The organism is Arenimonas sp. (genome assembly GCF_022842045.1).
GTDB lineage: Bacteria > Pseudomonadota > Gammaproteobacteria > Xanthomonadales > Xanthomonadaceae > Arenimonas.
This window is the reverse complement of the sequence record NZ_JALHQI010000017.1, coordinates 1-21,196: the sequence shown is the minus strand read 5'-3', so window position 1 is coordinate 21,196 and position 21,196 is coordinate 1. Positions and strand designations below refer to the sequence as shown.

Annotated in this window: 17 protein-coding genes and 1 riboswitch; of the genes, 7 read left to right on the top strand and 10 right to left on the bottom strand. The window is 72.0% G+C overall.

Going from position 1 to position 21,196, the window contains the following annotated elements; genetic code table 11:
* Window positions 1-53 precede the first annotated feature (53 nt).
* A riboswitch (TPP riboswitch) is annotated at window positions 54-151 on the bottom strand.
* A 153-nt stretch (window positions 152-304) separates the two neighbouring features.
* On the bottom strand, window positions 305-3,367 hold the full coding sequence (locus tag Q0C12_RS05610) for an efflux RND transporter permease subunit (RefSeq protein ID WP_290887390.1): 3,063 nt from the start codon (window positions 3,365-3,367) through the stop codon (window positions 305-307).
* A 12-nt stretch (window positions 3,368-3,379) separates the two neighbouring features.
* Entirely contained in the window at window positions 3,380-4,483 is a 1,104-nt protein-coding gene (locus Q0C12_RS05605) for an efflux RND transporter periplasmic adaptor subunit (RefSeq protein WP_290887388.1), read from the bottom strand.
* 89 nt (window positions 4,484-4,572) lie between these two features.
* Here Q0C12_RS05605 and Q0C12_RS05600 point away from each other — a divergent pair, with 89 nt between their 5' ends.
* The 3 genes from Q0C12_RS05600 to Q0C12_RS05590 all read left to right on the top strand — a co-directional run bounded on the left by Q0C12_RS05600 (window position 4,573) and on the right by Q0C12_RS05590 (window position 7,511).
* The gene (locus Q0C12_RS05600) at window positions 4,573-5,220 is read left to right on the top strand and encodes a TetR/AcrR family transcriptional regulator (protein ID WP_290887385.1); all 648 of its coding nucleotides are present in this window, start codon (window positions 4,573-4,575) and stop codon (window positions 5,218-5,220) included.
* 205 nt (window positions 5,221-5,425) lie between these two features.
* Window positions 5,426-6,079, top strand: a complete 654-nt coding sequence (locus Q0C12_RS05595; RefSeq protein ID WP_290887382.1) for a protein-L-isoaspartate O-methyltransferase — start codon at window positions 5,426-5,428, stop codon at window positions 6,077-6,079.
* Between the two features lie 19 nt (window positions 6,080-6,098).
* Window positions 6,099-7,511 carry a TolC family outer membrane protein gene (locus tag Q0C12_RS05590; protein WP_290887379.1) on the top strand — a complete coding sequence of 471 codons (1,413 nt, stop codon included), beginning with the start codon at window positions 6,099-6,101 and terminating at the stop codon, window positions 7,509-7,511.
* 18 nt (window positions 7,512-7,529) lie between these two features.
* Here Q0C12_RS05590 and waaA read toward each other — a convergent pair whose 3' ends face one another.
* On the bottom strand, window positions 7,530-8,834 hold the full coding sequence (gene waaA / locus Q0C12_RS05585) for a lipid IV(A) 3-deoxy-D-manno-octulosonic acid transferase (protein WP_290887375.1): 1,305 nt from the start codon (window positions 8,832-8,834) through the stop codon (window positions 7,530-7,532).
* A gap of 58 nt (window positions 8,835-8,892) precedes the next feature.
* On the opposite strand from waaA, the gene lpxL reads away from it, so the two are divergent.
* The gene (gene lpxL / locus Q0C12_RS05580; protein WP_290887372.1) at window positions 8,893-9,795 is read left to right on the top strand and encodes an LpxL/LpxP family Kdo(2)-lipid IV(A) lauroyl/palmitoleoyl acyltransferase; all 903 of its coding nucleotides are present in this window, start codon (window positions 8,893-8,895) and stop codon (window positions 9,793-9,795) included.
* Here lpxL and Q0C12_RS05575 read toward each other — a convergent pair whose 3' ends face one another.
* From Q0C12_RS05575 to Q0C12_RS05555, 5 genes are all read right to left on the bottom strand, one after another.
* Window positions 9,796-10,680, bottom strand: coding sequence for a lysophospholipid acyltransferase family protein (locus tag Q0C12_RS05575; RefSeq protein ID WP_290887369.1), 885 nt, complete (start codon window positions 10,678-10,680; stop codon window positions 9,796-9,798).
* A 7-nt stretch (window positions 10,681-10,687) separates the two neighbouring features.
* Window positions 10,688-11,938 (bottom strand): O-antigen ligase family protein, encoded by a 1,251-nt coding sequence (locus tag Q0C12_RS05570; RefSeq protein WP_290887366.1) that lies wholly within the window; start codon window positions 11,936-11,938, stop codon window positions 10,688-10,690.
* Window positions 11,916-13,025, bottom strand: a complete 1,110-nt coding sequence (locus Q0C12_RS05565) for a glycosyltransferase (protein ID WP_290887363.1) — start codon at window positions 13,023-13,025, stop codon at window positions 11,916-11,918. Before Q0C12_RS05565 ends, Q0C12_RS05570 begins: the two co-directional genes overlap by 23 nt.
* Before the next feature lie 13 nt (window positions 13,026-13,038).
* Window positions 13,039-13,242 carry a zinc-finger domain-containing protein gene (locus Q0C12_RS05560; RefSeq protein ID WP_290887360.1) on the bottom strand — a complete coding sequence of 68 codons (204 nt, stop codon included), beginning with the start codon at window positions 13,240-13,242 and terminating at the stop codon, window positions 13,039-13,041.
* 130 nt (window positions 13,243-13,372) lie between these two features.
* Window positions 13,373-13,948 (bottom strand): YceI family protein, encoded by a 576-nt coding sequence (locus tag Q0C12_RS05555; RefSeq protein ID WP_290887357.1) that lies wholly within the window; start codon window positions 13,946-13,948, stop codon window positions 13,373-13,375.
* Window positions 13,949-14,182: 234 nt separating this feature from the next.
* On the opposite strand from Q0C12_RS05555, the gene Q0C12_RS05550 reads away from it, so the two are divergent.
* On the top strand, window positions 14,183-15,007 hold the full coding sequence (locus tag Q0C12_RS05550; RefSeq protein WP_290887354.1) for a hypothetical protein: 825 nt from the start codon (window positions 14,183-14,185) through the stop codon (window positions 15,005-15,007).
* Between the two features lie 62 nt (window positions 15,008-15,069).
* Window positions 15,070-16,032: a mitochondrial fission ELM1 family protein gene (locus Q0C12_RS05545; RefSeq protein WP_290887350.1), complete on the top strand. Its 963-nt coding sequence runs from the start codon at window positions 15,070-15,072 to the stop codon at window positions 16,030-16,032.
* A gap of 38 nt (window positions 16,033-16,070) precedes the next feature.
* Here the strand turns inward: Q0C12_RS05545 and glnE are convergent, their stop codons facing one another.
* A complete protein-coding gene (gene glnE, locus Q0C12_RS05540) occupies window positions 16,071-18,863 on the bottom strand; it encodes a bifunctional [glutamate--ammonia ligase]-adenylyl-L-tyrosine phosphorylase/[glutamate--ammonia-ligase] adenylyltransferase (protein ID WP_290887347.1) in 2,793 nt (930 codons plus the stop codon).
* 231 nt (window positions 18,864-19,094) lie between these two features.
* Window positions 19,095-20,309, bottom strand: a complete 1,215-nt coding sequence (locus Q0C12_RS05535; RefSeq protein WP_290887344.1) for a magnesium transporter — start codon at window positions 20,307-20,309, stop codon at window positions 19,095-19,097.
* 158 nt (window positions 20,310-20,467) lie between these two features.
* On the opposite strand from Q0C12_RS05535, the gene Q0C12_RS05530 reads away from it, so the two are divergent.
* The coding region (locus Q0C12_RS05530; RefSeq protein ID WP_290887341.1) for an efflux RND transporter periplasmic adaptor subunit at window positions 20,468-21,196 on the top strand (729 nt) is incomplete at its 3' end.

Genomic DNA, 21,196 nt, shown 5'->3' with positions numbered 1-21,196 from the left:
TTGGAGCCCCGGGCGGGGCGGAACGAAGCGGCGGCGCCGGGGCGCGGGCACGGGGCCAGCGCCACGAAGCTCCCTACGCCGGTGCTAGCCGGATCAGGTTCGAAGGGTCATTCTCAGCCCGCGTCACGCTTGGGCACCCCCGCTTCAGGCCCACATTGAACCACGGGGGCCGGCGCGATGCGAGGGCGGCTTCTTTTGCCATGGATGAACACGGACAAACACAAGTAAGCACGGACCAGGATCAAATGGATCCACTCTTATCCGTGTTCATCCGCCTTTATCCGTGTTCATCCGTGGCCAATCTTCAAACCCTGGCCGGCCGGGGCACGCGGAACCACGCGGCATAAAGCGCCGGCAGGAACAGCAGGGTCAGTGCGGTGGCCACGATCAGGCCGCCCATGATCGCCACGGCCATCGGGCCGAAGAACACGCTGCGGGACAGCGGGATCATCGCCAGCACGGCGGCCAGCGCAGTCAGCACGATCGGCCGGAAGCGGCGCACGGTGGCGTCCACCACGGCCTGCGCCGGCGGGTGCCCGGCGGCGATGTCCTGCTCGATCTGGTCCACCAGGATCACCGAGTTGCGCATGATCATGCCGCTGAGCGCGATCGTGCCCAGCATCGCCACGAAGCCGAAGGGCACGCGGAACACCAGCAGGAACAGCACCACGCCGATCAGGCCCAACGGCGCGGTCAGCAGCACCATGGCCGTGCGCGGGAAGCTGCGCAGCTGCAGCATCAGCAGGGTCGTCACCGCGAACAGGAACAGCGGCACGCCGGCGGCCACCGAGGCCGAGCCGCGGTTGGAGTCCTCCACCGTGCCGCCGGTCTCGAGCAGGTAGCCCGGCGGCAGCGCCAGCCGGATTTCCTCCAGCGTCGGCAGAATCTCGGCGGTCACGCTGGGCGGGGTCTTCTCGCCGTAGATGTCGGCGCGCACGGTGATCGTCGGCAGGCGGTTGCGGTGCCAGATGATGCCGTCCTCGAAGCCGTACTCCAGCGTGGCGATCTGCGACAGCGGCACGCTGCGGCCGTTGCCGGCCGGCACCGACAGGCTGCCCAGCAGCGACAGCTGCTCGCGCTCCTGCGCCGGGCCGCGCAGCAGGATCTCGATCAGCTCGTTGCCGTCGCGGTAGGTGCTGACCGTGGTGCCCGACAGCGAGCCGCGCAGGAAGGCCGCCACCTGCGCCGAGCTGATGCCCAGCACGCGGGCGCGGGCCTGGTCGATCTGCAGGCGCACGACCTTGCTGGGCTCGTCCCAGTCGAGGTTGACGTTGGTGACGGCCTCGTTGGCGCGCACCTTGTCGGCCACCTGGTGGGCAATGCGGCGCACGTCGTCCACGTGTTCACCCGAGACGCGGAACTGGATCGGGAAGCCCACCGGCGGCCCGTTCTCCAGCCGCGACACGCGCGCCTGCACGTCGTTGAACTTCTCGTCGAACAGCCCGATCAGCCACTGCCGCACCGCTTCGCGCGAGGCGATGTCGGGCGTGAGCACCACGAACTGCGCGAAGTTCGCCTGCGGCAGCTTCTGGTCCAGCGGCAGGTAGAAGCGCGGCGTGCCGGTGCCGACGTAGGCCACGTAGCTCTCGACGTCCTCGCGGGTCTTTAGCTCGGCCTCCAGCCGCTGCGCCACGGCTTCGGTGGCGTGCAGCGAAGCGCCTTCGGCGAGCTCCAGGTCCACCATCAGCTCCAGCCGGGTCGAGGACGGGAAGAACTGCTGGGGCACGAACCGGAACATCAGGATCGAGGCCACGAACGCCGCCACCGTCACCGCGATCACGGTCTTGCGCTGGCGCACGCACCAGGTCACCCAGCGGCGGACCGTCTGGTAGAACTTCGTGGCGTAGGGATCATGCGTCGGCCCGTCGCCGTGCGGCTTGGGATCGGGCAGCAGCTTGTAGCCGAGGTAGGGAATGAACACCACCGCCGCGATCCACGACAGGATCAGCGAGATCGTCACCACCTGGAAGATCGAGCGCGTGTACTCGCCCGTGCTCGAGGCCGCGGTGGCGATCGGCAGGAAGCCCGCCGCCGTCACCAGCGTGCCGGTCAGCATCGGGAAGGCCGTGGACTGGTAGGCGAAGGCCGCCGCCTTCATGCGGCTGTAGCCCTGCTCCATCTTCACCGCCATCATCTCGACCGCGATGATGGCGTCGTCCACCAGCAGTCCCAGGCCCAGCACCAGCGCGCCCAGCGAGATCTTGTGCAGGCCGATGCCGAAGTAATGCATCACCGCGAAGGTCATCGCCAGCACCAGCGGGATCGACAGCGCCACCACCAGGCCGGTGCGGAAGCCCAGCGAGAAGAAGCTCACCAGCAGCACGATGATCACCGCCTCGGCCAGCACCTGCACGAACTCGGCCACCGAACTGCGCACGGCCTTGGGCTGGTCGGAAACCTTCTGCAGGGTCATGCCCACCGGCAGGTTCTCCTGCAGGCGCGCGAACTCGGTGTCCAGCACGTCGCCCAGGCGGATGATGTCGCCGCCGGCGCGCATGCTCACGGCGATGCCGATGGCGTTCTCGCCCATGAACCGCATCCGCGGCGCCGCCGGATCGGCGAAACCGCGGCTGACCTCGGCCACGTCGCCCAGCTTGAAGCTGCGGTCGCCGACGCGGATCGGGAAGTCGCGGATCTGCTCCACGCTGTCGAAGCGCCCCGACACCCGCAGCTGCACGCGGTCGGTCGGCGTCTCGAAGAAGCTGGCCGGCGCGATCGCGTTCTGTTCGTCGATCGCCCGCTGCACCAGCTCCAGCGGCACGCCCAGCGTGGCCAGCTTGGTGTTCGACAGCTCGATCCAGATCTTCTCGTCCTGCAGGCCCACCAGCTCGATCTTGCCGACGTCGGGCACGCGGTGCAGCTCGAGCTCGATGCGCTCGGCGTAGTCCTTCAGGGTGGCGTAGTCGAAGCCCTCGCCCGAGAGCGCATAGATGTTGCCGAAGGTGTCGCCGAACTCATCGTTGTAGAACGGCCCCACCACGCCGGCCGGCAGCGTGTGGCGGATGTCGCCCACCTTCTTGCGCACGTCGTACCAGAGCTGCGGCAGCTCGCGCGAGACCATCGAGTCCTTGCTCATCAGCATCACCAGCGACTCGCCGGGACGCGAGTACGAGCGCACGAACTCGTAGCGCCCGGTCTCCATCACTTCCTTCTCGACCCGGTCGGTGACCTGGCGCGCCACTTCCTCGGCGGTCGCGCCCGGCCAGTAGGTGCGCACCACCATGATCTTGAAGGTGAACGGCGGGTCTTCCGACTGCCCCAGGCGCTGGTAGCTGAACCAGCCGACGATGGCGAGCACCACCATGGCGTACAGCACCAGCGACCGGTTGCGCAGCGCCCACTCGGAGAGGTTGAAGTTCGAGGCCATGGCGGACGGGCCTCAGTTCGCGGCGGCGGCGGCCGGCGCAAGCGCGACCGGTCGGTTCTGGCGATCGATCGGCTTGATGCGCTGGCCTTCGAGCAGCAGGTGCACGCCGGCGGCCACGACCCACTCGCCCGCTTCCAGGCCCGACACCACCGGCACCAGGCTTTCGCCGAACGGGCCGGTCTTCACCGGCGTCAGGCGCACCGTCGAGGTCGCGGGATCCACCACCCACAGCGCCGGCTCGCCGTCCTTCTCGGCCAGCGCGGACAGCGGCACCGAAAGCGTGGCGGGCCCCTCCTGCAGCGCATACACGCGCGCGCTCTGGCCGACTTCGGCGCGGGCATCGCCGGCCTCGAAGCTCACGCGCGCGGCGAAGGTGCGCGCCTGCGCATCGGCCGCCGGGGAAATCTCGCGCAGCGTCGCCGGCAGGCGCTTGCCCGGCGCCGACCACAGTTCCACCGCCAGCGCACGGCCCGGGCTGAAGTCGGCCGCGTTCTGCTCGGGCACGCTGATCAGCACTTCGCGGTCGCCGTCCTCGGCCAGCATGAAGACGGTCTGGCCCGCGGCCACGACCTGCCCCGCATCGGCCAGGCGCCGGGCGATCACGCCGTCGGCGGGCGCGCGCAGCACGGCGTAGCCGGCCTGGTTGTCGGACACGCGGGCCTGGGCGCGGGCCTGGCGCACGCGCGCTTCGGCCGCCTGCAGCGCGGACACGCGGGCGTCGTACAGCGAGCGGCTGACCAGCTGCCGGTCGAGCAGGCTCTGGTAGCGCTCGAGCTCGGACTTGGCCAGGGTGTAGTCCGATTCGGCCGAGGCCAGCGCGGCGCGCGCTGCTTCCAGCTGCAGCGCCACGTCGGCGGCGTCGAGCTCGGCCAGGGCCTGGCCCTTCTTCACCGCCTGTCCGACATCGACCTGCACGCGCGTGATCTTGCCGGCGATGCGGAACGCCAGGGCCGGCTCGTGCCGCGCGCGGACTTCGCCGGCGTAGACGCTCAGGACTTCGGAAGCCGGGGCGGGCTGCACGACCAGGGCCGGTCGGGCCGGGCCCTCGGCGGGCTCGTCGCTGCCGCAAGCCAAGAGCGCGAGGACGCCGAGGAGGAGAAGGAGACGTGGGATCATGGCGGGGGCGCTCATCGGGGAGTCAGGCTTTAGTGAACCGAGGGGTATACTATCTTTACCAAACCGCGGAGTTCAATAATAATCTCGTGATGACCGAAGCCACCCGCCCCGCCGCCCCCGGCCGCCCCAAGGACCTGGAGAAGCGCGCCGCCATCCTGGACGCCGCCAAGGCCTTGTTCCCGGCCCGCGGCTACGACGGGGTGAGCATGGACGCCATCGCCCAGGCCGCCGGCGTGTCGAAGCTCACCGTCTACAGCCACTTCCAGGACAAGGACACCCTCTTCGTCGAGGCCGTGAAGGCGCGCTGCGAGGACCTGCTGCCCTCCGACCTGTTCGTGGCCCGCTTCGAGGGCCCGATCCGCGGCCAGCTGCTGCGGATCGCCCGCGCCTTCTTTACCCTGATCACCAGCGAAGACGCCGTAAACATCCACCGGATGATGTCGCGCCAGCTGCCGGACGATTCGCACCTGCCGCGCCTGTTCTGGGAGGCCGGCCCGAAGCGGACCACCGAAGCCCTGGCCGCCTTCCTCCTGGCCGAGCACGAAGCCGGCGAGCTGCACATCCCCGATTGCGGCCTGGCCGCCTCGCAGTTCTTCTGCCTGCTCAAGGGCGAGCACCACGCCAAGCTGACCTGCGGCTGCCAAGAGCCGCTGGATCCGGGCGCGGTGGACAAGCACCTCGAGGCGACGGTCGACCTGTTCCTGCGCGCCTACGGCCCCGGCCGCCGCGGCGCCTGAACCATGCCTTCCGTGTCGGGCGTTCCGGTGACTATCGGCACTACTGGCCCCCGCGGGGCCGCCAGCATCCTGTCCATGCACCGCCGGAACCGGTGCGGGTCAACGCATTCACGCCATTGCCGTTCCCGGTCCTGCATCCTGCCTTCCGCCGGACGCCGGGCGGGGCGTAAAATCACGACCCTTGCGATTCAAGGATTTAGCCGACATGCCGATTGATTTCCAGCAGGCCCGCCACGCGATGGTGGAACAGCAGGTGCGCCCCTGGGACGTGCTAGACCCGCGCGTGCTCGACACCCTGATGACGGTGCGCCGCGAGGACTTCGTGCCGCTGCGCCACCGCAAGCTCGCCTTCGCCGACCTGCCGCTGCCGCTCGAGCACGGCGAGGTGATGATGAAGCCCGTGGTCGAGGGCCGCATGCTGCAGGCGATGAACCTCGAGCCCGGCGACGAAGTGCTGGAGATCGGCACCGGCTCCGGCTTCATCACCGCTTGCCTGGCCGCCCTGGCCCGCGACGTCACCAGCGTCGAGCGCCACGCCGATTTCGTCGAGCGCGTGCGCCAGCGCCTGGCCTCCGACCATGTCACCAACGTCCGGCTCGAGTGCGCGGACGTGTTCGCCTGGCAGCCCGGCCGCCTGTTCGACGCGATCTGCGTCACGGGGGCCGTCGCCACCGATCCCGAGCGCTTTGGCGCCTGGCTCAAGCCCGGCGGCCGCCTGTTCGTGATCCACGGCGATTCGCCGGTGCAGGAAGCCCTGCGCATCACCCGCCGCGGCGAGGGCTTCCACCGCGAAAGCCTGTTCGAAACCGACGTCCCCTACCTGCACGGCGCCGCCCCGGCGCCGCGCTTCGCCTTTTAATTAGCAACAGGACCTGACCATGCGCCTGCGCCTCCGCCCCCTGACTTTCGCCATCCTGCTGGCCGGCACTGCCGGCAGCGCGAACGCCGCCGACCTGCTGGAAGCCTATGAAATGGCGCGCCAGAGCGACCCCGTGCTCTCGGCCTCCGAGTCGCGCAGCCTGGCCACCGGCGAGGGCGTGGTGCAGAGCCGCGCCGCGCTGCTGCCGCAGCTCGACGGCAGCGTCAGCTGGAGCCGCACCGAGACCGACAGCACCGGCTCGCAGGCCTTCGGCGCCGTGGTGCAGCCGCCTTCGGAATCGAGCAGCGAGAACACCAGCCGCGGCTGGGGCGTGAACCTGCGCCAGAGCCTGTACGACCACGGCAACTACACCCGCCTCAGCGCCGCCCGCGCCCGTGCCGCCCAGGCCGAGGCCGAGTACAAGGCCGCACAGGACGAGCTGGTGGTGCGCGTGTCCACCGCTTACTTCAACGTGCTCACCGCCATCGAGACGCTGGCTTCGTCCCGCGCCGAAGAACGCTCGGTGAAGCGCCAGCTCGACCAGGCCGAGAAGCGCCTCGAGGTCGGCCTGGCCCCGATCACCGACGTGCACGAGGCCCGCGCCCGCTTCGACACCGCCCGCGCCAACGCCATCGCCGCCGCCAACGCGCTCGATGATGCCCGCGAGGCGCTGGCCGAGATCACCGGCACCGAGGTCGGCAACCTCAAGGGCCTGGACAAGAACTACAAGCCGACCGACCCGACCGACCTGATCAGCCAGGACTGGGTTGCCGTGGCGATGGAGAACAACCCGTCGCTGCTGGCCCGCGAGCTGGCCGTGACCGCGGCCGAGAAGGACATCGGCACCGCGCGCTCGGGCCACCTGCCCTCGCTCGGCCTGACCGCCAGCTACAGCGACGGCAACGGCTACGGCGACAACGAAATCTTCGCGCCGCTGCCGGGCACCACCAGCTTCGACAACACCAGCGAGTCCACCCGCGTCGGCGTCACGCTGACGGTGCCCATCTTCGCCGGTGGCGCCACCCAGTCGGGCGTGCGCCAGGCCGTGCACAACCGCGACGCCGCCGCCGACCAACTCGAGCAACAGCGCCGCGCCATCGTGCGCCAGACCCGCAACGCCCAGCGTTCGCTCGGCGCCGGTTCGGCCGAGGTCGAGGCGCGTCGCCTGTCGGTCGTCTCGGCGCAGGCCGCCTACGAGGCCAGCGAAGCCGGCCTGGAAGTCGGCACCCGCACCATCGTCGATGTGCTGATCACCCAGCAGTCGCTGTTCCAGGCCCAGCGCGAGTACGCCCGCGCCCGCCACGACTTCCTGGTCAACACCCTGCGCCTGAAGCAGGCGGCCGGCACCATCGCCCTGGCCGACCTGCAGGAAGTGAACCGCGTGCTGGTGCAGGACGCGGAAGCGGCGCTCGACGAGTCGCTGTCGCAGTAAGCCCGGCGGCCGGCGCGCCTAGGCGCGCCGGCCCGCCAACACATCCTCGAGCAGGTCCAGGGTCCGGCCAAGCGCACCGGCGTGTGCCCCGACCTGCTGCCGCCCGGCCTCGCCCATCGCGGCGCGCCGCGCCGGATTCGCCAGCAGCGCCAACACTTCCTTGCCCAGCGCGGCCGCATCCGCGGCCTGCACCAGCGCGCCCGCGTCGCGCAGGCGGCGGGTGGCTTCGGCGAAGTTGAAGGTGTGCGGGCCCACCACGCTGGGCACGCCCAGCGCGGCCGGCTCGAGCACGTTGTGCCCGCCCACGTCGCACAGGCTGCCGGCCACGAAGGCCACGTCAGCGGCGGCGAAGAAGCCCAGCAGCTCGCCCAGCGTGTCGATCACGAACACCTGGTGCGCCGGCCCGGGCAAGCCCTCGCCGCGCCGCGTCGCCACCGCCAGCCCGGCCTCGGCCAGCGCCTGCGCCACCGGGCCGAAGCGTTCGGGATGGCGCGGCGCCCACAGCAGCAGCGCGTCCGGATGCGCCGCGAGCACGCGCTGGTGCAGCGCGACCACGGCGGCCTCCTCGGGCGGATGGGTGCTGGCGGCGATCCACACCGGGCGCGCGGCGCCCCAGGCCGCGCGCCAGGTCGCGGCCTGCGCGTCCAGGCCCGCGGGAATGGCCAGGTCGTACTTGAGGTTGCCGGCGACATGGATCCGCGCCGGGTCGGCGCCGATGCGCGCCAGCCGCGTCGCATCGGCCGAGGACTGCGCCGCGACCAGCCGCACGGCGCGCATCGCCAGCTTCGCCAGTCCCTGCACCGGCAGGTAGCCGCGCAGCGAACGCTGCGACAGCCGCGCGTTCACCATCACCAGCGGGATGCCGCGGCGACCGCACTCGACGTAGAGGTTCAGCCAGATCTCGGTCTCGACGATCACCGCCAGCGCCGGGCGCGCGCGGTCCAGGAAACGGCGCACCATGGCGCGCAGGTCGTAGGGCAGGTAGACGTGGTGGACGCGGTCGCCCCAGATCGCGCGCACGCGCTCGGAGCCGGTCGGGGTGATGGTGGTGACCAGCAGCGGGCGCTCCGGGTGCCTGGCCAGCAGCGCGTCCACCAGCGGCCGTGCCGCCAGCACTTCGCCCACGGAGACGGCGTGCACCCACAGCGTGTCGTGCAGGTCGAGCTTGTCCTCGATCCAGCCGTAGCGTTCGGTCCAGCGGCGCAGGTACTCGCGCTGGCGCATGCCGCGCCAGACCAGGTGGTAGAGGGTGACGGGGAACGCCAGGTGCAGGACCAGCGAATACAGGCCCAACAGCACGCGCTGCCCAAGGGTGAGTGGCATGCGCGGAAGGATACCCGAGCCCGCCGGGCCTGCGCCGCCAGCGGCTAGAATGCGGCCCATGGCCGAGCCCTCCCCGCCGCTGTCCCCGCGCCACTGGCCGACCTGGCTGCTGATCGGCTTCGGCTGGGCGCTGGCGCGGGCGCCGCTGCGCGTGCATCGCGCCTTGGGCCCGCCGCTGGGCGCGGTGCTGTACCGCCTGCTCGGCGCGCGCCGGCGGGCGGCGGCCACCAACCTCGCGCTTTGCTTCCCGGAACGGTCCGCCGACGAGCGCGAGGCCCTGCTGCGCCGCAATTTCCGCGCCCTCGGCTTGGGCGTGTTCGAGTTCCTGCGCGCCTGGTGGGGCCGGCTGCCGGCGCCGGCCGAGTGCGAGCTCACCGGGCTGGAACACCTCGAGGCCGCGCGCGCCGGCGGCCGCGGCGTGATCCTGGTCTCGGCCCACTTCACCACGCTCGAGATCAGCATGCGGCTGCTGTGCCAGCACATCCCGCTGGCCGGCATGTACCGCCCGCACGAGCAGCCGCCGATGGAATGGGCCGTTCGCCGCGGCCGGCTGCGGCACGCGGTGGCGATGTTCGCGCGCGACGAGCTGCGGCCGGTCATCCGCCACCTGAAACAGGGCGGCCTGCTGTGGTTCGCGCCCGACCAGGAGACGCGGCGCGGCGACAGCGTGTTCGTGCCTTTCTTCGGCCAGCCGGCCTGGAGCCTGACCTCGACGCACCAGCTGGCGCGTTTGTCGGGCGCGGCGGTGCTGCCGCTGTTCCACGAGCGCCTGCCGGATGGCCGCTACCGCATCGAAGTGATGCCGGCGATCGAGGCGTTCCCGTCGCGCGACGCCACCGCCGACACCGCGCGCGTGATGGCCGCGCTGGAAGGAATGATACGCCGCTGCCCCGAGCAGTATCTGTGGCTGCACCAGCGCTTCAAGCGCCAGCCCGGCGGCGGCGTGCGCCGCTACGACTGATCAGTACAGCGGCGCCTCGCCGGACGGCCGCGTCTTGAAGCGGCGGTGGGCCCAGAGGTACTGCGCCGGCGCCTGGCGCACGGCCTGCTCCAGCTCCGCCATGTAGCGCGCCGCGTCGCGCTGGGCATCCCCCGTGGGCCAACCCGGCCAGGCCGGCCCGACCTGCAGCACGTACCGCCCTTCGTCCCCGCGCCGGCACCAGAGCGGCAGCGCCGTGGCGCCACTGGCCTGCACCAGGTCGGGCAACGCGGCCAGGGTCGCCGCCGGCACGCCGAAGAAAGGCACGAACACGTGCCGGTAGCTGAAGTCCTGGTCGCCCAGGTAGCCCACCGCGTCGCCCGCGCGCAGGGCGGCCAGCAGCGGCTCGCGGCCGCGCTTCTTGGGCAGCGTCGGCCCCGATACGCGCCGCCGCGATGCTTCGATCCAGGCCTGCAGGCAGGGATGGTTGTGGTCGCGCGCCATCAGCCGCACCGGCCGCCCCAGCGCATCGCCGAGCAGGCGCAGCGCGAGCTCGTAGGCGGTGAAGTGCGCCGTCACCAACAGCACGCCGCGCCCGCTGGCCAGCGCGGCCTGCAGGTGCGCCATGCCTTCGACCCGGTACAGGCCCCGCAGCCTGGCTGCGGGCGCATGCCAGGCACGCATCATCTCCAGCAGGCCGACCACGGTGTTGGTGACGCTGGCATCGGCGAGCTGGCGCTGCGCACGGGCATCGCGGTCCGGAAAACACAGCGCGATGTTCTTGCGGGCAATGCGCCGCCGCGAACGCAGCAGTGGCCAAAGCACCCAGGCCAGCACGCGCCCCAGCGCCAGCAGCAGCCGCTGCGGCAGCCGCGCCACGGCCCAGGCCAAGGCCTGCAGCGTCGCGCCCGGCAGCCAGCAGCGCATCACGGCCTCAGCCGGCGGCGCGGTTTGGGGTGGCCAGCAGGCTGCCGGCGTACAGCGCGGCCAGCAGCAAGGTCAGCCCGCCCCAGAAGGTTGAATAGAAAGCCAGGTGGGTATTGAGCGGGAACACGGTGACCATCAGCGCGAGTGCCGGGGCGTGGGCCCGCGCGCGCGCCTCCGACGTGGCGAACCGCCAGGCGCGCCACGCCAGCGCCACGCCACCCAGCCACAGCAGCAGGCCAACGAGGCCGGTTTCGCTGAGGACCTCCAGCACGATCTGGTGCGCGTGGTAGCCGGCGCCGTGCTCGGCATCCTGCAGCCAAGGGTCACCCTCGACCGCATGCTCGGGATAGGCCTGGCGGAAGCCGCGCACGCCGACGCCATTGACCGGGTGCGCCAGCGCCATGTTCCAGGCGGCCTGCCAGATCGGCAGCCGGCCCGACAGCGCATGGTCCAGGCCCTTGGTGCCGCCGTTGAGCGCGGCCTCGGTGCGCTCGACGCGCTCCTGCAGCTTGTCCGAAAGCGTCATCGACAGCGCGAACAGCAGCGCGCCGCCGAGTCCGAGCACGAGCATCGCGCGCTTGCTGCCCAGCAGGCGCCAGCCGCTGAACACCAGCACCAGCCCCAGCGTGAGCCAGGACGCGCGCGCGCCGGCCAGCAGCACCACCACCACCAGCGCCGCGGCCATCAGCAGCCAGCCGACCAGGCCGAAGCGCTGCGAGGCCGCCGCCAGCGGGAACGGCGCCAGGCTCGCCAGCACCAGGCCTAGCTTCAGGTTCTCGGCGCCGAACACGCCGCTGAGGCGGTCGGCCGTGGCCGGGCCGCCGAGGCTCCAGCCGGTGGTCGCCTGCACCAGGCCGTCGGCCACCCAAAGCGACGCGATCACGGCGATGCCGCCGAAGGTCAGCCGCCGGCCGCGCTCATCGGCCACGGCCATCGCCACCAGCCACAGGAAGGGCAGATAGCGCAGGTCCACCAGCGACTCGCGCAGCGCGCGGCCGGCGTCCACGGCGTCGATGGACGACACCAGCTCGGGGACCCAGTAGGCGCAGAACAGCACGCTGGTCAGCGCCCAGGCCTCGTGGCTGAGCAGGGACATGCCGCCGCGGAAACGCGACATCGCCAGCACCGCCAGCGTCGCCAGCGCGCCCAGCGACAGCACGAGTTCAGCCGGGCCGTGCAGCGGCCACAGCGCCACGAACGCCAGCACCCACCACGGGGCCCAGCGCAGGCTGTTTTCAGTCGGCGACGAGCTGGTCATAGAGTTCCAGGGTGGCGGACTGCATCGCCGCCAAAGTGTGGGGGATGGTAACCGGCATCGGCGGCGGCGCGGCAAGCAAGGCGCGCGCGGCCTGCGCCAGCGCCACGCGGTCACCCGGCGCCACGGCGCCCGCCGGATACAGCGTGCGCAGCAGCTCGCCGACGCCGCCGTGGTCCCAGCCCAGCACCGGCCGGCCGATCGAAAGCGCTTCGACCACGGTGCGGCCGAAGGCTTCCGGCTTGGTCGAGAGCTGCAGCACCAGGTCGGCCACCGCATAGGCCTCGCGCACGTCGTGGCGCGGCGGACTGGCCACCACGGCGTCGGCGACGCCGCGCGCGGCGGCCAGCGCACGCAGCTCGCCGAGGTAGGCCTCGCGGCCCGGCTCGTCGGCGCCCAGCAGCCACAGGCGCAGGTCGTGGCCTTCGGCGCGCAGCAAGGCCAGCAGTTCGATGGCCTCGGCGTGGCCCTTGAGCCGCGTGCCGCGCCCGGGCATCAGCAGCACGCGCCCGCCCTGCAGCGCGGGGCACTGCTTGGCCCACGCCTCGCGCCAGGCGGCGTCGGGTGCGTAGCCGCGCGGGAAATCCTCGGGGTCTACGCCGCGCGGCACCACGCGTAGGCGCGCGGGATCGGTGTCGGGCCAGTGCCGCAGCACGTACGCACGCACGGTCCCGGAAACGCAGATGACTGCGTCGCCCGATCGCATCACGCCGCTGTAGCGGCCGGGCGAATTCATGCCGTGCACGGTGGTGACAAAGCGCGGCCGCGGTTCGGGCAGCCCGCGCAGTGCGAAGCGGCCCAGCCAGGCCGGCAGGCGCGAGCGCGCGTGGACGATGTCGGGCTTCAGCGCGGCCAGCGTGCGGCGCAACGCGAAGGCGGCCCGGAAGACCGACGGCGACTTGCGGCCAATGGGCAGCGCAATGTGCTCGCTGCCGCCGGCGACCAGCCGTTCGACCAGGCGACCGCCGGCCGAGACGACGATCGAACGATGCCCGGCCGCGACCAGGGCCGCGGCGATCTCGAGGGTGGAACGCTCGACGCCGCCGCTATGCAGCGCCGGCAGCAGCTGGACGACGGTCAGGCGGCGCAAGGGGGCGCCCGGGTCAGTCCTTCAGGGCGTAGACGGCGCCGCAGTACGGGCAGGTGGCGCTGCCGTTCTCTTCGACCGGCAGGTAGACGCGGGGATGCGAATTCCACAGGGCCATGGCCGGCGTCGGGCAGGACAGCGGCAGCTCGGCGCGGCGAACCTCGTAGCGGCGCTCGGTGTTGGCCGCGGCACGGCCGGTAGCGGTGTCGGTTCGCGACATGGCGGGGGATCCTCGTAGGCAGGCCGCGATTTTACACCCGTCCGCCCGGCTCTGTAGGAGGGAATTCAGTCCCGAAGCTTTCCGGCGAGCAGCTTGGGGACTGAAGCCCCTCGTACAGGGGTTCCGTGGGTTACTTGGCGAGGGTGGCTTCGACGGTGATGTCGATGCGGACTTCGTCGCCGACCACCGGCACGTAGCCGCCGACGCCGTAGTCGCTGCGCAGGATGGTGGTGGTGGCGTCGAAGCCGGCCGCCGGCACCTTGCGCATCGGGTGTTCGCCGATCTTGTTGATGGTCACGTCCAGCACCACCGGGCGGGTGACGCCGTGGATGGTGAGGTCGCCGGCGACCTTCAGCGCGCCCTCGCCCGCGGCGGTGACGCCGGTGCTCTTGAAGGTGGCGGTCGGGTAGGTGGCGGCGTCGAAGAAATCGGCCTTGAGCAGGTGCTCGTCGAGCTTGTCCACGCCCGTGCTGATGCTTTCGACCGGGATGGTGATGTTGACGCTGGACTGGGTCGGGTTGGCCGGGTCGAACAGGAACTCGCCCTGCACCGTGTCGAAGCGGCCGGTGATGTTCGAGAAGCCCATGTGGCTGTAGGTGAACTCGACCTGGGTATGGGTCGGGTCGATGTCGTACTTGTCGGCGGCCTGGGCACCGAAGGCGGCGACGGCGAGCAGGCTGGCAAGGGCAAGGCGCTGGAAGGTCATTGCGGGGTCTCCGGGGTGGGCCGCCAGCGTGGTCGCCGGCAAGTGAGGGGAGTGTAGTCATCCCGCTGCTGCAACATAGCCGGACCCACGCAACGTATCGTTGCGCCGAATGCGGCCCGGCCGCGCGTTTGCCCCGGCCCGGCGCCCAATTACGTTTTCAGGTCTGGGAGCAGGCAACACCGCCGCCCCCTCGCCGCGCCGCCCGGCGCGCGAGTCCGCCCACGGAGAGACCGCATGACCCGCACCGCCCTGTACGCCGCGCTGCTTGCCCCCGCCTTGGCGCTGGCCGCCCCGCCCCCGGAAGCCGACACGTTCCGCTCCCCGCCGCTGGCTGAATCACTGGCCGCCGGCCAGCAGGCCATCGCCCGCGAAGCCAAGCCGGCCAAGGCCGGCGCCATCGCCCCCGCCGCGCTGACCATCGAGGAGGTCGGCGACCCCGACACCTTCGGCAAGCCCGTGAAGTGGCTCGGCCTGGTCTCGATCAACATGACCCTGACCGACAACTGCTCGCCGGTCGCCGGCGAACCCGCGCTGGAGAACTGCATCGAGCTGGCGCCCGCGCCCGCGCCGACGCCCATCAACGCCCCGGACCTGGCCAGCATCACCCTGCCCGGCCGCAGCGCCGAGACCCTGCTCTGCCACTGGCAGACGCCAATCGTGTCCTACAGCCTGGCCAACTACACGGGCGCGCCGGCCCAGTACGCGTTCCGCCTCACGCCTACCTACCGCTTCGAAAGCGACGTGCTCGACGACCCGGCCTTGATCAACCCGGCGACCGGCGCGCCCTTCGGCGGCTCGCTGAGCCTGTCGCTGACCTCGGTGAACCGCTTCGGCACGCTCCAGCCCAACGAGTTCGAAGTGCAGTACGAATCCGGCACCCGCATGTGCATCGGCGGCGTGCTCAGCCAGCGTAGCCTGGTGGAGCAGTGGGGCCTGACCCCGGCGCAGGCGCGGCGCGTCTTCCGCCGCCCGATCACGATCGTGATGGGCCTGAGCGGCAACACGCGCCTGGTGGACAGTGCCAACATCAACTTCGGCACCCGCTTCGTCGGCGACTGAGCCCGACCCGCCGGCGGCATCGCGATTCGCGGTGCCGCCGGTTTTCCGGCTAGGCTTCGGCCATGCCGTTCGACCCGATCCCCCGCTTCCTGCACGACGGCGCCGCCGGCCACCGCCTGCAGGCGCTGGCGCTGGCAAGTGCGCTGGATCCAATGGCGAAGGAGCTGGCGCTCGCCGCCCGCGCGCCGTGGTCGTGGTTCGCGCCACGGCGCTTGCCCGGCGCCGACGCGGCGTTTGGCGACGACTTCCGTTCCCTGCTGGACGCACCTCCGGCCTGGGTGCTCGGCTGCGGCCGCCGCCCGGCGCTGGCCACGCGCCTGCTGCGGGCGCGCGGCAGCCGGGTGATCCAGCTGCTGGATCCGCGCCTGGATCCAGCGCACTGGGACCTGGTGGTCGCGCCCGAACACGACGGCCTGCGCGGCCCGAACGTGGTCACGCTGTGCGGCAGCCTCCATGCCGTCGACGACGCCTGGCTGGCGGCCGGGCGCTCAGCCTTCCCCGCGTTCGCCGCGCTGCCTTCGCCGCGCACCGTGGTGCTGCTGGGCGGCCCGACCGCGGCCGTTCGCTTCGATCGCGGCGCCTTCGAAGTGATGGCGGCCAAGCTGGAGCACTGGCTGGCCGTTGGCGGCGGCAGCCTGCTGGTAGTCGGCTCGCGACGCACGCCGGCGCGGCTGGCGATGCTCTCGCGCACCTACTGGGCCGACACGCCCGGCCTGCGCTGGTTCGACGCCAGCGACGGCCCGAACCCCTATGCCGGCGCACTGGGCTGCGCCGATCGCATCGTGGTATCGCCCGACTCGGTGAACATGGTCTCGGAAGCCTGCGCCACCGCCGCGCCGGTGTATGTCGCCGAACCGGGGCGCGCCACCGGCCGCATCAAGCGCTACCTCGACGACCTGCTCGCCCGCGGCCGCATCCAGCCGCTGGGCAAGCTTCCCCACGACGCTGCCTGCGAGCCCTTGCGCGAGACGCCGCGGGTCGCGGCGATCGTCAGGGATTTTTTGGCCACGGATGAACACGGCTGAGCACAGAGGCTCACGGATAAATCCGTGTTCATCCGTGGCTAAAAAACCAGCCCCAGTTCGCGACAGGCCAAGGTAACCGCCGCGCGTGCGGCGTGGAGGGCGTCGTCCGGGGCGACTAGGCGGGGGCGGAGGTCGAGGGTGCAGTCCAGGCCCATGTCCAGCATCAGGGCGTGCGCCGACAGCAGCGGCTCAAGGTGAGGCGTGGGCAGCGCGCCGACTTCCGCGAGGGCGCGCAGCAAGGTCGGCGTGTCGCGCGGCTCGCACAGCACCGGGTGCGCGTGCGCGAACTGCAGCACCCGCGCCTGTACCAGGAATTCCAGGTCGACCAGGCCGCCCTCGCCCTGCTTGAGGTCGAAGCGCAGCGCGTTGCTGCGGTCGAGTTCGGCGCGCATGCGGCGGCGCATCGCGACCACGTCCTCGCAAAGCCCGCCGGGCTCGCGTGGCTGGGCCAGGGTGTCGCGGCGGATTTGTTCGAAGGCCGCGCCCACCGACGCCGCGCCCGTGATCGCCCGCGCGCGCACCAGCGCCTGGCGCTCCCAGGTCCAGGCCCGCTGCCGCTGGTAGTCGGCGAAACTGTCGAGGCCGGAGACCAGCATGCCCTTGGCGCCATCCGGTCGCAGCCGCACATCGACTTCGTAGAGCTTCCCCGCGGCGGTGACGGTGCCGAGCAGGCTCACCAGCCGCTGCGCGAGGCGCGCGAAGTAGCGGCCGGCGTCCAGCGGCCGGGCGCCGTCGGAGCTGGCGTCCACCGCCGCGTCGTGCAGGAAGACCAGGTCGAGGTCGGAGCTGAAGCCCAACTCCTGCCCGCCCAGGCTGCCGTAGCCCAGTACCGCCAGCCCCGCGCCCGGCACGCGGCCGTGGGCGGCGATGATGTCGGTCTCGGCAAGATGCAGCGTGGCGGCCAGCAGCTCGGCGGCCAGCGCAGCCAGCCGGCGCGCCGCGTCCGGCGGCGGCAGGCGCAGGCCCAGCGTCGCCAGCGCCAGCCGGAAGCCGATGGCCTGGCGCAGTTCGTTGAGCGCGGTCAGCGCCGCCTCGGTGTCGCCGGGCGGGAAGGCGGCGCGCGCCGCGGCGACCAGTTCGGCGATCTGGGTTTCGTCCGGCACGGGGCCGGCGGCGCGCGAGTCCAGCAGTTCGTCGAGCAGCAGCGGATGCGCGGCCAGGCGCTCGGACAGCAGCGCGCTGCGCGCGGTGACGTCGGCCAGGCGCGCCAGCGCGGCCGGCTGCTCCTCGAGCAGCGCGAGGTAGCTGGTGCGGCGCGTGATCGACTGCAGCAGCGCCAGGCCGCGCGGCAGCGAGGCATCCGGCGCCTCGCTGCGGGCCGCGGCGCCCAGCAGCGCCGGCATCACGTTGTCCAGGCGTTGCCGGCCGCGGCTGGACAGTGCGCGCACCGCCGGCGTGCGCGCGAAGTCGCGCAGCGCCGCGTCCTGTGCCTCGGGGTCGACGAAGCCGGCATCGGCCAGCGCCTCGGGCGAGCCACCGTCGGGCAGCGCACGCCAGTACTGCACCAGTGCGTTGGCCGGCGCCCGGCGGCGGCCACGCGCCTCAAGCAATCCCGCGAACTCCTCGGCGATCACGCCGCGGTGGCCATCGAGCGCGTCGAGCATGGCCGCCTCGTCGCGGTAATCGAGCGCAAGCGCGATGCGCCGGCGCGACAGCGGGTCCTCGGGCAGCGCATGCACCTGCTGGTCGCCCAGCATCTGCACGCGGTTCTCCAGCCGGCGCAGGCCGCGGTACGCGGCGGCGAGACGCTCGGCGGTCGCAGGCTTCACGTGGCCGGCCTCGGCCATCGCCGCCAGCGCCGGCAGCAGGGAGCGCCCGCGCAGCGCCGGCTCGCGGCCCGCGCGGATCAGCTGCAGGGCCTGCACCAGGAACTCGACTTCGCGGATGCCGCCGGGGCCGAGCTTCAGGTCCTCGGCCAGTTCGCGCCTTTGCACTTCGGCGCTGATCAGCGCCTTCATCTCGCGCAGGCCGTCGAGCGCGCTGTAGTCGAGGTAGCGGCGGTAGACGAAGGGCCGCAGCGTCGCCAGCAGGCGCTCGCCGGCCGCGAGGTCGCCGGCCACCGGGCGCGCCTTGATCCAGGCGTAACGCTCCCAGTCGCGGCCCTCGCGCTGGTAGTACTGCTCCATCGCACCGAAGCTGAGCGCCAGCCGGCCACTGGCGCCGAACGGGCGCAGGCGCAGGTCCACGCGATGGCAAAACCCTTCGGCGGTGACGTCGCCCAGCAGCTGCGCCAGGCGCTGCCCGAGCCGCGTGAACCAGGCCTCGGCGTCGAGCGCACGCGCGCCGTCGCTCTCGCCGTGCTCGGGGAAGGCATAGACCAGGTCCACGTCCGAGCTGAAGTTGAGTTCGCCGCCGCCCAGCTTGCCGAGGCCGAACACCACCAGCGACTGCGCCTCGCCGGCGGCGTTGCGCACCACGCCGTGGCGTTCGGCCAGCGAAGCCGACAACGCCGCGACCCCGCGCTGCAGCGCCAGGTCGGCGATGCGGCTGCTGCCGGCCAGGGTGGCGTCGACGTCATCGAAGCCATGCAGGTCGCGCCAGACCAGGCGCGTGGACTCGGCCGTCCGCCAGCGCCGCAGCTGCCCGCCCCAGTCGGCGTCGGCACCGGGGGCGAGCTCCGGCGGCGGCGCCATCGGCGCGTCCAGCGACATCGCCAGCGCGGGCTGGCGGCACAGGGTGTCCACCGCGAAGTCGCTGCACAGCGCGAGCCGCGCGAGGCGTTCGCGCTGGCGCGGATCCGCCATCGCCTCGGGCGCGCGCTCGGCCAGGCGCGCCATCGCGCGCTCGAGGTGTGCGGCCAGTTCGGCGTCGAGGTCTTGCGTGAACGTCATGCTGCGATTCTGTCACGCCACCCCTGTAGCAGGGACTTCAGTCCCGATGCTTTTCGGCGAAAAGCATCGGGACTGAAGTCCCTCCTACAGCGGCGCGGAAAAAAGAAAAGCCCGCAGCGCTAGGCAGCTGCGGGCTTTTCGGCTCCCTCCCCCACGTCGGAAGCGCTTGCATCGTGGCGCGGTGCCCAGGGCGATGCACGTTGCAGTGCAGCAAAATTGCTGCGCCCCGCGTCAGAGCACCAGCCAGGCCACCAGCCCCAGGAAACTGCCCATGCTCACCACGTCCGTCAGCGTGGTGAGGAAGATGCTCGAGGCGGTCGCCGGATCGGCGCCCAGCCGCTTGAGCACCAGCGGGATCATCGAACCGGCCAGGCCTGCCACCATGCAGCTCAGCGACATCGCGCCAAGCGTGATCAGGCCCAGCAGCAGCGCGTCGCTGCCGCCGTCGCGGGCCACCACCCAGTACATCGCCGCGCCCGCGAGCGCGCCGGTGACCGCGCCGTTGAGCAGGCCCAGCGTGCCTTCCTTCATCACCAGCTTGGCCACGCCCAGGCCGCGCAGTTCCCCGAGCGTCATGCCGCGCAGCATCACCGCCAGCGCCTGGCAGCCCAGGTTGCCGCTCTGCCCGCCCAGCACCGGCAGGAACATCGCCAGCACCACCACGCGGTTGATCGTGTCCTCGAAGTAGCCCACCACGCCGGCCGCGATGAACACCGTCAGCAGGTTCACCAGCAGCCACGGGTTCCGGAACCGGAATGCACGCAACAGCGGCGTCGCCAGCCGCTCCTCCTTCTCGACGCCGACCATGGCGCCGGCCTGGGCCGAGATCTCGAAGGCCTGCTGTTCGAACAGCACCTGGCCACGCACCTGGCCGACCAGGCGACCGTCGTCCTCGCATACCGGGTAGACCGGGTAGTGGCGCGTCACGACCTCGCGCATCGCATCGACCAGCGTGGTCTTGGGGCGCAGGCAGAACGGCGAGCGGATCATCACCTCGTCGAGGCTGCGCGCTCGCTCGGCGTACAGCAGCTCGCGGAAGGCCACCACGCCCAGCAGGCGCTGCTGGGCATCCACCACCCAAAGGTAGGTGACCATCCGCGTCTTCACGACCTCGCGCAGCGACTCGATGGCCTCGGCCACGGGCGTGCCGGTGCGGAACACGGCGGGCGGGTCCTCGAGCAGGCGACCCACCGTGCCTTCCGCATAGCGCTGGCCGTCGCCCCAGTCGGTGCCGGCCGGCGCCGCGGCCATCACGCTGGTGCGGCGGGCGTCGTCCATGTCGGCCAGCAGGCTGTTGGCCCGCGCGGGCGGCATGCGTGCCAGCAGGTCGGCCACCTCGGCGGGCGCGGCGCGCTCCAGGCGCTTGAGCGCGGTGTCGTTGTCCAGCGCGGCCAGGCGCTTGGCGAGGGCGGGCGCCCCGGATTCGGCGGGCAGGGAGGTGGTCATTCGGACTCCAAGGAAGGCCCCGGTAGGAACGTCAACAGGCTACCCAAAAGGACAGCGGCGCGGGCGGCTTAAGCGTGGCCAACCGGCGCGGCTTCCAGCCCGCGCGTCGGCGGCCGCCTCTGCGACAATGCGCGTCTTCGTCATCGTCGGCCTTTCCCATGACCCGATCGCGCCTCCCGGCCCTGCTCCTGGCCTCGACCCTGCTGCTGGGCGCCTGCGCCCAGGAGCCACCGGTGCCGGACGCCACGCCCAGCCTCACCGTCAGCGTCGCCCGGCCGGCGCAGCAGTCGCTGCCCCAGCGCGTCACGGCCTCCGGCTCGATCGCGGCGTGGGAACAGATGGCGCTCGGCGTCGAGCTCTCGGGCCAGCGCGTGGCCGAGGTGCTGGTTGAAGTCGGCGACGTGGTCACGAAGGACCAGCCGTTGCTTCGGCTCGATGACCGCAGCCTGCACATGGAGCTGCGCCAGGCCGAGGCCGCGATGGCCCAGGCCGAAGCCGCCCTCGCGGTCGCCAGCGCCAACGCCGAGCGCGGCCGGCAGCTCAAGCGCGAGAAACTGATCGCCGACAGCGAGGCCGACCAGCTCATTTCGGGCGAACTCACCGCCCAGGCCCAGCGCCAGGCCGCCGCGGCCCAGCGCGACAACGCCCGCCTGCGCCTGGGCTTCGCCACGCTGCGCGCGCCGGACGATGGCGTGATCTCGCAGCGCCTGGTGCAGCCGGGCCAGGTGGTGGCTGCCGGCGCCGAGCTGCTGACCCTGATCCGCGACGGCCGCCTGGAGTGGCGCGCCGAATTGCCCGAGCGCGACCTGATCCGGGTCACGCCGGGCGTCACGGTGGCGCTGCGCGGCCCGGACGGCGCGCCGGTCGCCGGCACGGTGCGCGCGGTG

Bases quoted from the DNA above. Each gene is read 5' to 3' on its own strand.
- Q0C12_RS05610 (WP_290887390.1), bottom strand. From the start codon at position 3,367: ATGGCCTCGAACTTCAACCTCTCCGAGTGGGCGCTGCGCAACCGGTCG.
- Q0C12_RS05605 (WP_290887388.1), bottom strand. From the start codon at position 4,483: ATGATCCCACGTCTCCTTCTCCTCCTCGGCGTCCTCGCGCTCTTGGCT.
- Q0C12_RS05600 (WP_290887385.1), top strand. From the start codon at position 4,573: ATGACCGAAGCCACCCGCCCCGCCGCCCCCGGCCGCCCCAAGGACCTG.
- Q0C12_RS05595 (WP_290887382.1), top strand. From the start codon at position 5,426: ATGCCGATTGATTTCCAGCAGGCCCGCCACGCGATGGTGGAACAGCAG.
- Q0C12_RS05590 (WP_290887379.1), top strand. From the start codon at position 6,099: ATGCGCCTGCGCCTCCGCCCCCTGACTTTCGCCATCCTGCTGGCCGGC.
- waaA (WP_290887375.1), bottom strand. From the start codon at position 8,834: ATGCCACTCACCCTTGGGCAGCGCGTGCTGTTGGGCCTGTATTCGCTG.
- lpxL (WP_290887372.1), top strand. From the start codon at position 8,893: ATGGCCGAGCCCTCCCCGCCGCTGTCCCCGCGCCACTGGCCGACCTGG.
- Q0C12_RS05575 (WP_290887369.1), bottom strand. From the start codon at position 10,680: ATGCGCTGCTGGCTGCCGGGCGCGACGCTGCAGGCCTTGGCCTGGGCC.
- Q0C12_RS05570 (WP_290887366.1), bottom strand. From the start codon at position 11,938: ATGACCAGCTCGTCGCCGACTGAAAACAGCCTGCGCTGGGCCCCGTGG.
- Q0C12_RS05560 (WP_290887360.1), bottom strand. From the start codon at position 13,242: ATGTCGCGAACCGACACCGCTACCGGCCGTGCCGCGGCCAACACCGAG.
- Q0C12_RS05555 (WP_290887357.1), bottom strand. From the start codon at position 13,948: ATGACCTTCCAGCGCCTTGCCCTTGCCAGCCTGCTCGCCGTCGCCGCC.
- Q0C12_RS05550 (WP_290887354.1), top strand. From the start codon at position 14,183: ATGACCCGCACCGCCCTGTACGCCGCGCTGCTTGCCCCCGCCTTGGCG.
- Q0C12_RS05545 (WP_290887350.1), top strand. From the start codon at position 15,070: ATGCCGTTCGACCCGATCCCCCGCTTCCTGCACGACGGCGCCGCCGGC.
- glnE (WP_290887347.1), bottom strand. From the start codon at position 18,863: ATGACGTTCACGCAAGACCTCGACGCCGAACTGGCCGCACACCTCGAG.
- Q0C12_RS05535 (WP_290887344.1), bottom strand. From the start codon at position 20,309: ATGACCACCTCCCTGCCCGCCGAATCCGGGGCGCCCGCCCTCGCCAAG.